Below are 12,675 nucleotides of genomic sequence, written 5' to 3' on the forward strand. Positions count from 1 at the left end.
CGGAAACTGCGGCAAGCAAGGCAGGTCTACTGGCTCATGCTTCATCCTACTCTGAAGCCTTCCCGTACGGAAAACAGCGCAAGCCATCTGTCCGTACAGTGGCGATTTCATTTCGTCCGCATTGACAGTTGCGGGGACAGCTCCGGATTCCCACCGGATTCCCTATTAAGCCGTTTCGGCGCCTTGCTGCGAATTGATTTAGTTATCGGATATGGACATTTTTATATTAAAGCAAGGCCTGGCATTTGACAACTATGAATTTACAGCACTTCACCTTCCCACTCTTGCAGACAATCGAGACGGATTCATGACCCATGCTTCATAAGGAACAGAGCATCCCCTTTTCATCGCATCGAGCACCCGCGATTTCAAATGCGGCCATGTCACATATTCATCAATATTCGACTCATCGATCAACACAAACTTCGCCTTTTGAATTTCCTCAGGCTGGGGAGAAACGTTTCCTTTCACATATGTCGCTTTAAATACAATGTTTATGATATTTTTAGTTTCATTGTAATACACGCCGCTGACCCCGATGAGACGGATGTCAACGCCAGTCTCTTCATGCACCTCGCGATGAACGGCCCGATCGAGCGGCTCGCCCGGTTCAACTTGTCCACCCGGCATTTCCCACGTATCGGAGCGGTCATAGCTTTTAACAAGCAAAACCTCTCCCGTGTCATTCGTAATATAGGCTGAAACGGTGATAATGGCTTGTTGGTGTTTATCCATCAAGCTCTCCTCCTACATCGCGGAATGATCCTAGCCCTCTCCAAACAAAACAACTTTCCAAGAATATGAATGGCGATTATGACCCATTTCCTTGCTTTAACAAATGACGATTTCAGCGCTACAATACATTTAGAGCCGCCAGACAGTTGCGCTGATACCAAGAACAAGATCGCCGTATATTGCTTTTGAATTTCCGCTTGATCCGTTGTAAAATGAAGACGCTCTTGTATGGGATTTCTCCTTTCTAATGTTAGGTGAGCACTTTCATTTTAAAAGGAAATTTTCATACAAGGACTATTTTTATGCTCGTCTGATTTTATCTAGCACCACGGGTTTAAAATAATCTCGTTTTAGAATAGAGTATATAGCCATATCCCTAAATTTACCTTTAATATACCAATGTTCTCTCATAACCCCTTCAAATTGCATCCCTAACTTTTGTAAAACTCTTAAAGATTGAACGTAACTATTCACCCCAGTGCTAGTGTATAAAAAAGCCCAGCACAAATAGGGCATTTCGGTCATAGAAAATGCCCTAGGTAGCGGAAAGAACTCGATCGATCGTTTCGCCTGCCAACAGAAGACATAACGAATCCCACACGTTTTTTTCGTGTTTCGTCAGTGTGGAAACGATGCTTCTTGCGATGCAAAACGACTGCGCGAATGTTTCTTCGCGAAACGTACCCGAAATGTTCTCTTTGACTTTGACCATGCGAAGATCGCGTTCGGCTTGGTTGTTATCAAAGGGAACATGTACTTCACGTAAGAAACGCAGCGCTTCTTCCTTTCGTTTTTGAAGGCGTCGAACAAAAGCGAGTGCTTTTTTCGGAAGAGGCGTCATCGTTTCTAATCGGTGTTGTGCTCTTTCTAGGATGCGATCATACACTCGTTCCCACCGTCTCGCTTCTTCTTCGGAAAGTGCACCGTGATGGGCTTCGACGGCTTGCTTGGCGGCTAACAGAAACGTGGTCATGCGCATCGCCCACGTATGCCCCTGTTCGATGAATCCTTTTAACTCACGCAAATGGTGGGCATGACAAAGGGCATGGGTGGCATGTGTGTATTTCGGATATGTACCGAACGCATCGTGCATCATCGTCCCTTCATATCGGGGAAGAATCCCGATATCATCGGTCGCTTTTTTTCCACGAGAAGCGTGAGGAGCCAAGTATGTATATCTCGATGTACACGCGACATGCACCCATGCGAGTTTCCCATTGATGCGCAAACTCGTTTCATCGACATGCAGGATGTTGGATTCAAGTAAGGCGTCTTCGATGATGTCCATATTTGATTCCAACGATTCGCGTCCTCGTTTCACCATATTGGCAAGAGTTCCCGTACTAATCGAGTGTTGATATAACGCTTCGATTGTATCACTTAAACGCTTGTACGGGATCAATTGGATATGATGTAAATAAACAACGAGCGCCGTGAGCCGTGGACCGTATTGCACATGATTCGTGACATGGGATGGGAATTCGGCTTGTTGCACGCATCGACAATGTGGACACGATTTCACTTCACGTTCATGTTGTGTCACCTCGATCGCCACAGGAGGGACATCAAACACTTGACGGATATCGACTTTGAACGGTTTGACTTCACGCAAAGAAGCTCCACATCCTTGACACGTATGCACACGGTGGACGACACGATGATGTGGATGTTCCACTTGACGGAGCGTCTTCCCCTCATGTCCCTCTTGCCCACCAGGCTTTTTGCCAGACGGCTCGCGGGAGGAACGCTTTTTCTCAAAACGGTCAGAAGATGGGGGCAAATGGCTATTGGAGCTGTTTTTTTTCGTGCGTGCTTCCAGCTCTTGAACACGGTACTTCAGTTGTTCATTTTCTTTGCGTAGTTGTTTGTTTTCTTTCAACAGTTGCTCAATGACTTGTTGTTGGTGAGTAATGAGCTGCTTTTGTTGTTGGACTTTGCCGATTAAGCCCTCAACTGTAAATACAGCTTGTTGTACCGTCAACATGTGATTCACCTCCTTGTCTATCAGTATTCACATCATAGACAAGGAAAGAAGAAAATATTCAGCTCACTTTATGATGTGGCTGAATAGTTACGTATGATGAGGTCTCCAAGGTAAATATTTGCAGTTTTCCGGATTTGACGCATAATCAAGTGAACTACCCCCACTTAATTTTCTAGCGAAAATTTGAAGTGGGGGCTTCCAAAGAAGTTTGACTGCTTCAAGCAATCCTTATTCTTTGAGGCGTGTCCACTTCGCCGCTAGAGCATAAGACACTCAGGTCTACAGCTTTACTTTTCTTTAAGATGTTTAATGCGCCATTGACATCAGCATTAATTAGTTTGCCAGACTTTGTTCGATACAAGCCGCGCTTAATACGTTTGCCGCTGAACTTATATTCTTTTGGATTGTCGGCATTATATTCAGGAATCTCATCGCCGTCAAAAAAGCTGGCTTGAGACGTATAGGATTCTTCCTGTTTCAAGAATTCAATGCCGTAAAATTCACAAAGATATTCTAGTTTTTCTTTTATGTTACCGAGAGGAATATTGACAAAGTTTTGATTTGTCTTTTTTCCTAGATTCATATTGCGTTGCCATGTTTCCGCATAGCCAATGACAAGTTTGCCAATTTGATTTTCAATACAGTAGTTAATGATGTAACGGCAAGTCTTGTTGATATAATCATTCACTTTATTATTGCGATTCATAGCAAGCAAAGCTTGTTTACGAGTGGTGCCTTTGATTTTTTGCTTATCTTTAATGCTTTGAAGTCTGGCATTTTCTTTGTTAAACCATTGATTAATACTTTTTAATCTCCGCCCATCAATGATGAACGATCTGCCGTCTGATGTGACACAAGTGGCAAGATTATTCACTCCTAAATCAATCGCCAGTGCTTTTTGGTCATTTAATTCTCTTTGATCTTCAGGCATTTCATATTTGTACTGAATCTCAAAGAACCTGGCATGATGTTTAGGAATGATTTCAATCTGCTTAATCTTTTTGTCAAGTAACACAGGCGGAATCGTTATCGTGATAGGCTTGTGAGTCTTTTTAAATAGGCGAGAATACGGTATCGTGAATTTGTTGCCGTCTATACGAATCTGGCCAATGATCAGTGAATGAAAGCCATCTTTTTTAAGATATTTTGGGATACTGATAGCCTTGTAGTCATATTTGCCTTGTTTGGCTAGTTTTACTAAGCCAAAGAAAGATTTAAAAGCCTCATTAACCTTTTTTAAAATTTGCTGTGCCATGTTGCTGTTCAACAGCTTATAGTTTTCGTTCGTTTTTGCAAGATGATAGTTTTTCTCATAATTAAGAAATTCCTTGTGTTCAAAATAGTATTGTCTGACATTGTACAATCCGACGTTGTACATGTTCTTGGCAATATGGCACAGTTCTCGAAGAGTCAAGTATTCTTCTTTGGTCAAACCATTTAGCTGTTGTTTGATACAAAAATACATTTTTTCACCTCCCATCTAACTATATTATACTATATTTTACTGAATCTATCCTAATTTTCAGCAAAATATAGTTAAGGCGATTCATCTCCCACTTACTCCGCTTCGCTTCGTTGAAGTGGGAGTCTTCTCGCCTAATTAAGATAAATCATATGCATCATCTAACGTTAATTTTCTTAATATTAAACGTTCAGTAGTAAGTGTAGGCAAATCCCCAAATACATCTTTAATCTTCAAATTCCTCAACCCTTTCTATACCTATATTTTAATATTCCTTCTGTGTCTTAAAACACTTATATAGGTGCAACCAAAACGTTTAACATATCTTTGACAGAAAAGCCTCTTATCGATTTTTCGACTGTCGAGGGCAAGCCTTTGCTTGCCTCCGTCACGCCAAGGCATGACGGACGACTGAACAACCACCCGCTTCTCAGACCCATACATGGGGCTGAAAGCGGTGTTGTTCGGTCACTCGACAGTCGGATGCAATGACCGGCAAAGACGAAAACAGCTGGTGCAGTAGCCTTTGTTCAAGCATTCTATCCTGCGTGCTTCCCTCAAGGGAGCGACATTCCGTAGTGCACCAGACTACTGGGGTCCGTCTATATATCGGACTTTTACGTACCATAGATACAACGACCTCATGACCCCAGCTGCAAGGAGACCATTCGACAGAAGGTTGTTTTCATCCTTCCGATGGTGACGAAATTTTTTTGTCATGGGAGTCTATGTAATACGTCGAGATCGGAAAAACGTTTCATCGCCTCTAAAAATCAAAGACCCAACGCCTTTTATGACGGCGTCAGGCCTTACAAGCGACTACAGTTCCCCGCTTAGACGGGAGTCTTTGTTCGTGAGCCGCAAAAAGATCAGGTAAACGAGTCCAATCGCGATCCAAATCAATCCGAGCTTTTTGCTGAGCGGGTCCAGGTTCATCCATACATAGCCGATGATAACAAAACCGATGAGCGGAAACAAGAGATGATTGATATAATCGTTACTCTTTTGTTTGCGCAAGAAATAGTTCATCACTGATACATGCAAAAAGAGGAAAGCCGTCAGGGCGCCAAAGTTGACAAGCGAAGCGAGTTTATCAATTTGTGAGGCGAACACCGTCGTGACAATGAGCGAAATCACAGCTACAAGCAATGTGCTGACGTATGGCGTTTGAAATTTCGGATGCACTTTAGCCAGCACACTGGGCAGTTTACGGTCGCGACCCATGCTGTACAAAATGCGAGAGATGGCTGCCTGGGCGACGAGCGCGTTTGCGATCCCCCACGAAAGCGCGGTAGCGACGATCGTTGTCCATTTTAACCATGGTCCGCCTGCCAGCTCCGCAATCTGATAAAACGCCACGTCCGCATTTTTAAACGTCGTATAATCAGGCCAAATGAGAGCAGCGACCCATGTTTGCACGATGAAAAGCGCACCGACAACGAGCAAAGCGAAAATGATCGCTTTGCCGATCGATGATTTCCCGTCCCTTGTTTCCTCAGCCAGCGTCGACACCGCATCAAAACCAAGGAAGCTCAAGACGGCCACCGACACCGCCCCCATCACCGTCCCCATGCTGAAATGGTTCGGATCGTACAACGGTTTGAACGTAAACTGCGCTCCATTGACGCCTTTTATAATCGCAATCATTCCTGTGATCACAAACACTGCAAGGACGATGAGCTCTAAAACAACAATCACTTTGTTCGCTTTGGCCGTCATCTCGATTCCAAGAATATTAATGATCGTATTCATGCCAATGAACAGAATGAGCCACACGGAAATCGGCACTTGCGGCACAATATCGGCTAAGGCAGCAGCGCTGACCAAATAGAGAAGAGCCGGAACGAAAATGTAATCAAGCAAAATGACCCAGCCTGCCATAAAACCGACATATTCATTCATTCCCCGCTGGGCGTAAGAATACACCGAACCAGCGATTGGAAACGCTTCGGCCATTCTAGCGTAGCTCAAGGCGGTGAAAATCATCCCCACCATTCCGATTAAGTATGCTAAGGCGACCATCCCTTTTGACCCTTGCGCTACATACCCGTAAATGCCGAAAGGAGCGATCGGCACCATGAACACCATTCCGTAAATCAACAAATCAACAAATGTGAGCGACCGTTTTAATTCCTGTTTATAACCGAGCGACTCAACCGATGTGTTCGTTTCAAGTTGCGCCATCGCCGTTCCCTCCTCAATCCTCAAATAGGCGGATGCCATACGCTTCAAGCACAAATCGCGGTACAAAGAAACGCGCCGTGACGAGCGGGTCAACGACTTGGCTGATTTGTGTCTGACCGGCAGCGCTGAGCACCATCGTCAAATGGTTCAGCGTCAACGGAGTATGCGGCAACAGCAAATCAACCATTTCCTCAACCGACTGTTTGACCGCTTCATCCAACGTTTTGGCCGAGACGATCGTCGCAATGCCATCATCGTTTTGCAACAGTGGATGGTTGAGCGAATATCCTTTCATCACCCGGACGGTGACCGTCACTTCCCCCGGGATTTCAATGCCCGACACACCGATTTCGCCGTCCCCCATCGCCGCATGCAAGTCACCCAATGCAAACAATGCACCTTTTACAAATACAGGAAAATAAACGGTTGCTCCTGTTGTAATGAGCTTTGTATCCATATTGCCTCCATGCGGCCCGGGCGTCCCGCACGACACATCCTCACCGCTCGGCGCTACCCCGATGACGCCAATCATTGGATTTAATGGAATAGAAAGATGCTCGTCAAATATAGCCCGGTTTTCTTCTACTGGAATCATTTTTGCCTCAAACTGCGGAATCCGGTCTCCAAGCACCCCGAGCCCTGGTCCGACAGCCATGACCCCCTGTCCTTTGAGGCGAATCTGTTCAATTTTTACCGCTAAAATGTCACCGGGTTCCGCCCCTTCAATATAGATCGGTCCGGTCGCCGGATTGATATGATTCCAATCGATCGAGTCAAACGGCGTTTCGCTTGAAGTAATTTGATTTTGGAAACAGTCGTACGTTTCGATGACAAACGTTTCCCCTGACTGGACTGTTCGAACCGGTTGGTGGTTTTTGCTAAATGAATAAATGGCCGTTGTGCATGGAACAAATGACATGTCCGCTTTCCTCCCTTTCGTTTTTGTCTCATTATAACAGGGAGCAAACAAACTGTTTTGCATTTTTTTGATTCATTTTTGTTACTTCTTTATTTTTTGAATTAATCGATAAATCTGAGTAAACAAGAAACCGCCAATCCCATTCCATGCTATGGCCTCCAGCACGTTATGGCGCATTCCCCATCGCCAGGCGATCACAAACAAACATACCCATCCGATCATGCCTATAACCCCCATCGGTTTCTCTCCTGTCCGTAAAGCAGCCAACCCAAAACACGAGGAGGCAAGCAAGGCGGTCGAAAACATGACCATCCGCATCGGAAGAAGAGGAGCAATAAAAAAGAGGGCTAGTACAAGCAAAAAAGAGATGACATATGTCCATGAGAGATGCCTGCTCCACCTGTGCCAAAAAATTTGCACAACGGAATGCAAGGAAAGGGATAAGCTAAGTGACAACGCCGCCAGAAAGGCAATAGTAAGCGGCCAAGCAATCAAGACAGAAGAATGAAGCAGCCACCGTTTCAGTATGGCGGCAGTCGAAGCGGCCGCCGCATACGGGACGCATAAGGCTGCGACGGCCAACGGAAGCGGAGCAAGGCAAAACGCGGCCATAGAAAACGTCAGCGCAACGCGTTCTTTTTTCAATATTGATGCAATATCCCATACATACTCGTCGGCCAACCATTGCCCGGCAGCCGCCGCCAGCACAGCCCAAAATAACACGAACAACGAAACCATGTTCACATCGAGGGAAGCTGGGACAGTGCGTACAATCATCTCATATTGCCGCGCCACACCACCCGTTAGATAATAGGCAAACGGAACCATTCCCATCACTATATAAACAATGTATAGCAGAACCGTTCCGATTTTCCGCATCCCCAACCAACCGGCGAGCACGGTAAACACGTACACATAGACGAACCAAATGAATAAAAAAGTCGGAGAAAAACGAAAGAGTTGCTGCAACAAATAGGCACATAACACGACAACGGTAAGCAGCCGGCCGATCGAAAGAAGGCGAACAAAAAACCGAAAGAAAAACAAAGCCCGCGCCGTAAAACAGCAGTCCGGCCAGCGATCCCCTTCCTTTGTTAGGGAACGATAGCGTCCGGCTGCTGCTGAACGCCAAAGCACAAAAACGGCAGTCCATACCGCCATAGCCGTCACCACTCCCGCCGCCACTCCACCTCGAATAAAAGCATAACATCCAAACAACAGCAGCTCCCCGGATGCGAAACGCAACAACAGAGCATTGACCCCTTTGCTTAATCCAAGCGCCTCCGCTCCGATAAAACTGGAGCGACCAATATGCGGCACGGCAGCAAGCAGCAGTACGCATGCCATGAATAAAAGCATATACCAGTCCATTATCCATTGTTCTCCTTATACTTCGTAGGTGAGATGCCGACATATTTTCGAAACAAATGGCTGAAATGATGTTGGCTGGAAAACCCCGTCTCCTCAGCAATGCGTGCCATGGACCAATCCGGCTTTTTGGTCAACAGCTCTTTCGCCTTTTCAATCCGATATCGATTGACGTAATCCTTAAAATGGATGCCGATCTCCTCAACAAACAGCCTGCTCAAATAGGCTGGATGTACATGCACGGCAGCGGCTACCTCGGTTAAGCTGATTTTTTGCGCATAATGACAGTGCACATATTCGAGCGCCGCGCGGATGAGCGGGGACGAGACGAGCGCTTCCGGATGCTTTTGTTCAAATTTCGACAGCGCTTGATCAAACTCGCTCTCGATGAGCGGCTTCACCAAGTAGTCGAGCACTTCAAGCTGAATCGCCCGTTTGGCATAAGCAAAATCTTGGTAGGCTGTGATAATGATCAAGGCTAGATCGGGCTGTTTTTGTTTGAGCTCATAGGCCAAATCCAACCCGGACTGTCCAGGAAGGTGGATATCGATCAGCGCCAGCCGGAAGCGATGGGATGCGGCCAACCGTTTCGCCTCTGCGGCATCCTCCGCCGGCCATACTTCCCAATGCGGATATTTCCGCTTCACCAAATACGTGAGTTGTTCCAATTCTAAATATTCATCATCGACAATCAACACCTTCATCGTTTATCCCTCATCCCCTGGAACATACGGCCAAACGACAAGCGCCTCTGTCCACCCGCGCTCATCTTTTTGCAACACGAGCTGAGTTGGCAAATCAAACAAAAGAGCAAACCGCTTGCGCAAATTATCCAAGCCGATACCTCCATTCGCGATGGATAACTCCTTCCCTTCATTGCCATTATCGCAGACGCGCAAATATACCCAGTTGCCTTGGCGTCGAAAATCGATCGCCAAACATTTTTCACCCGCTTTTTTCTCAAGGCCATGTTTGAATGCGTTTTCCACCAGCGTTTGCAACGTATAAGAAGGAATGAGCGCACGCTCTCCATCCGGATCCATTTGCACCGACACCGACAGCCGTGAACCGAAGCGAAGCTGCTGCACCGCTAGATAGTTGCTTGTATGCGCCCATTCTTGTTTGAACGGAATAAGCGGCTGTTTCGTCTCATAGCTATCACGCAAAAACAGCGCAAAATGCTCCATTCCCCGAATCATTTCTTCATTTTTTCCTAAGCGTGCCAAGGATAAGAAAGCATTCAACGCATTGAAAAAGAAATGCGGTCGGATTTGTTGATGGAGCTGCATATACTTGCTTTCTTGAAGTTCTTTTTCCAGTCGAAGGCGCGCATGTTCCAACTGCCAATAATCCACTTCTTTTTCTGCTACCCCCAACAGCGCCAACACTGTCAACGATACAAGCGGCAACAATACGCTGAAAATGAGAATGAGATGAAATAATGGCTCGGCAATCATCAATATTCTCCCCGCCACTCGCAATGCTTTCCCATTTGTTTTTTCATTTTATCACAAATTTGTTCTTTCATTTGATCACAAAATAAATAGAGGCGGCGGTACAAGGCAAATGTTTCCCACATCCGCAAACTTATTTTTCCATCATCTTAGCTCCCATCCTATCCTCTCCCGGCAAAAAAACGCCCCAAAAGCGAATGCTTTTGGGACCGACTGATCATATTCCACTTTATCTCAACGGCGATCTTGCCATGCGAATATACGTATGGCGTCTGCCGCGAATGGCGATCGAATACGCCATAATATTCTCTGGAACAGCGATGCCATGATAGCCAGCGTCGCCGATATGATGTAGATCCGCCCCAGCCATTTTGCTTGCAAGCGCGATTTGACGAATCGTACTCTCGTCAGCTCCTTCTTGGCTTGTGCCGATCGTCAGCATCGCAAGCGCCCCATGTTCATGCGCCACCTGAACAAGCTTCTCTGTCTTGTCTAATGTCACCCCCGGCACCGTTCCAGGAGCCGGCATCAAAACGACATCCGCACCAGCGTGAATGAAACGCACCACCACTTCTTCCGATACGATCCCGCTTCCCGCTTCATCGGCAACGCCTGCCGCGTGCATTTTCCCAGCCATCACGAGAGCATCCTCGCCTAAAATGGACCGCGCCGTTTCGATGGCTTTCACAATCTCATCATTCGTCACGCCTGTTTTCGGGTTTCCGGTTAGGCAAACAAAATCAAATCCTAGCTGTTTTGCTTGTTGCAGCGACTCGGCCGTTGCCATTCTCCCTTTTGGCGGCGTCGCAAGCTCCTCAAGCTGTTTTGCATTTGGGTCAACCGGCTCCAAATTGACGCCAACCGGGCGCCCTGTCAACTGCTTTAACCGTTCCACCATTTGATTCGGTTCGTTCGTGTCCAACCCGTTCACAACCGGCCGGAACACATCGAACCAATTCAACAACAGCAAATCCGCCCCAAACGCCGTGGCCAGTTCAGCGTTGGTGACCGCCGGATACAGCGGCGCGAATTCCCCGACGACTTCCGCGACGATCACCCTGCCTTCTGACGCTTGAATCGATTGTTTTAACTGTTTTCCTGTCATCCGACGAAAATCGGAGGCGTTGCAATCCAACAGCCGCTTCACCGGAGCTCCCCCTTTCTGGCGTCCCTTAAAAGAACGGCTTCGTTGTTCCTTATTTTCTCATAGCGTTGGCCAGAAATTCGACATCCGTGCCAACGACCACTTGCAAATCCGTTTGGTTGAGGCGAAGCACGCCTTTCGCTCCCAAACGTTTCAATTCTGCTTCGTTGACTTTTGACATGTCTTTCACTTTTAGGCGCAAGCGTGTGACACAATTGTCAATTTGCGCGAGATTATCTTTTCCTCCTAACGCCTCGATATATTTTGCAGCAAGGTCCTCATATTTGACGCCCGACTGCGCGGCACCGCTGTCGGTAAACTCGCCTTCTACGTCGTCTTCACGCCCCGGTGTTTTTAAATCCAGCTTCGTAATCAAGAAATAGAAGACAACGAAATAGATCACGGCATAGATGAATCCTTGAACAATCAACAAATACGGTTTTTGCGCAATGCCGTAGTTTAAGAAAAAGTCAATCGCACCGGCTGAGAACGTAAACCCGTGATGGATATCAAGCGCCGTCGCCACCGCGAGCGACAAGCCGGTCAACACGGCATGAACGACGTACAAGAGCGGCGATAAAAACATAAACAAAAATTCAATTGGCTCCGTAATCCCGGTTAAAAATGACGTCAACGCCACGCCAAGGAGCGCGCCCGCGACCGCTTTGCGCCGCTCTTTTTTCGCCGCGGCGATCATCGCCAGCGCTGCCGCCGGGAGACCGAACATCATCACCGGGAAGAAGCCGGCCATAAAAATGCCCGCATCCGGGTCACCGGCGAAAAAGCGGCTTAAATCGCCAGTTTTGCCGTTATATTCGCCAAAGACAAACCAGACAAAACTGTTTAACACATGGTGCAATCCGACCGGAATCAGCAGCCGGTTTAAGAATCCAAAAATGCCGACGCCAACAGCACCGGCGCCAACGATCCAATGGCCGACCGCATTAATGCCGTCTTGAATCGGCGGCCAAATGTAGCCGAAAACGAGAGCAAGCACGAGCATAACAAGCGATGTCACGATCGGCACAAACCGCCGGCCGCCGAAAAAGCCGAGCCAGTCGGGCAACTTGATATCATGATAACGGTTGTATAAAAGCCCGGCGATCACCCCGGAGATCATGCCGCCTAATACAGACATGTTGATGTCTTTATCAATCGCGGCAGCGCCTTTCGTCAAAACAAAATAGCCGATCGCCCCAGCGAGTGCGGCGGCGCCGTTGCCGTCCTTTGAAAAGCCGATGGCGACGCCGATGGCGAAAATCAACGCCAAGTTGGAAAACACCGCATCACCTGCAGCAGCGATAAATGGAATATCTAATAAGTCCGGCTGGCCGAGCCGAAGCAACAATCCAGCCGCCGGCAAAACAGCAATCGGCAGCATTAACGCTTTTCCGAGACGCTGCAAAAATCCTAACATAACCATTC

10 protein-coding genes, 1 pseudogene and 1 riboswitch are annotated in these 12,675 nt (G+C 47.1%); all 11 genes and pseudogenes read right to left on the reverse strand.

From position 1 onward, the window contains the following. Positions 1 to 2: 2 nt before the first annotated feature. A riboswitch (cobalamin riboswitch) is annotated at positions 3 to 201 on the reverse strand. A 69-nt stretch (positions 202 to 270) separates the two neighbouring features. Beyond that, a complete protein-coding gene (locus ACR1UW_RS12305; RefSeq protein ID WP_369806431.1) occupies positions 271 to 738 on the reverse strand; it encodes an NUDIX hydrolase in 468 nt (155 codons plus the stop codon). 45 nt (positions 739 to 783) lie between these two features. Next, positions 784 to 965 (reverse strand): annotated as a pseudogene (locus ACR1UW_RS12310) (IS982 family transposase); the annotation flags it as partial. A 305-nt stretch (positions 966 to 1,270) separates the two neighbouring features. Continuing rightward, entirely contained in the window at positions 1,271 to 2,719 is a 1,449-nt protein-coding gene (locus tag ACR1UW_RS12315) for an IS66-like element ISGst1 family transposase (RefSeq protein ID WP_050367479.1), read from the reverse strand. Positions 2,720 to 2,936: 217 nt separating this feature from the next. Further along, positions 2,937 to 4,184 (reverse strand): RNA-guided endonuclease InsQ/TnpB family protein, encoded by a 1,248-nt coding sequence (locus ACR1UW_RS12320; RefSeq protein ID WP_498933526.1) that lies wholly within the window; start codon positions 4,182 to 4,184, stop codon positions 2,937 to 2,939. An 816-nt stretch (positions 4,185 to 5,000) separates the two neighbouring features. Beyond that, positions 5,001 to 6,365, reverse strand: coding sequence for an APC family permease (locus ACR1UW_RS12325; RefSeq protein WP_014196229.1), 1,365 nt, complete (start codon positions 6,363 to 6,365; stop codon positions 5,001 to 5,003). A gap of 13 nt (positions 6,366 to 6,378) precedes the next feature. Continuing rightward, positions 6,379 to 7,284, reverse strand: coding sequence for an acetamidase/formamidase family protein (locus tag ACR1UW_RS12330; protein WP_041470264.1), 906 nt, complete (start codon positions 7,282 to 7,284; stop codon positions 6,379 to 6,381). An 81-nt stretch (positions 7,285 to 7,365) separates the two neighbouring features. Then, the gene (locus ACR1UW_RS12335; protein WP_498933528.1) at positions 7,366 to 8,655 is read right to left on the reverse strand and encodes a hypothetical protein; all 1,290 of its coding nucleotides are present in this window, start codon (positions 8,653 to 8,655) and stop codon (positions 7,366 to 7,368) included. Further along, complete coding sequence (locus ACR1UW_RS12340) at positions 8,655 to 9,356, reverse strand: response regulator transcription factor (protein WP_094238898.1); 702 nt, start codon at positions 9,354 to 9,356, stop codon at positions 8,655 to 8,657. Before ACR1UW_RS12340 ends, ACR1UW_RS12335 begins: the two co-directional genes overlap by 1 nt. Positions 9,357 to 9,359: 3 nt before the next feature. Next, positions 9,360 to 10,109, reverse strand: coding sequence for a sensor histidine kinase (locus ACR1UW_RS12345; RefSeq protein WP_289666796.1), 750 nt, complete (start codon positions 10,107 to 10,109; stop codon positions 9,360 to 9,362). Between the two features lie 226 nt (positions 10,110 to 10,335). After that, positions 10,336 to 11,253 (reverse strand): DUF7916 family protein, encoded by a 918-nt coding sequence (locus ACR1UW_RS12350; protein ID WP_050367481.1) that lies wholly within the window; start codon positions 11,251 to 11,253, stop codon positions 10,336 to 10,338. A gap of 49 nt (positions 11,254 to 11,302) precedes the next feature. Beyond that, positions 11,303 to 12,667: an N-acetylglucosamine-specific PTS transporter subunit IIBC gene (nagE, locus tag ACR1UW_RS12355; RefSeq protein ID WP_063210908.1), complete on the reverse strand. Its 1,365-nt coding sequence runs from the start codon at positions 12,665 to 12,667 to the stop codon at positions 11,303 to 11,305. Positions 12,668 to 12,675: the final 8 nt, after the last annotated feature.

This window comes from Geobacillus lituanicus, from assembly GCF_050994965.1.
Classification (GTDB): Bacteria; Bacillota; Bacilli; order Bacillales; family Anoxybacillaceae; genus Geobacillus; species Geobacillus stearothermophilus.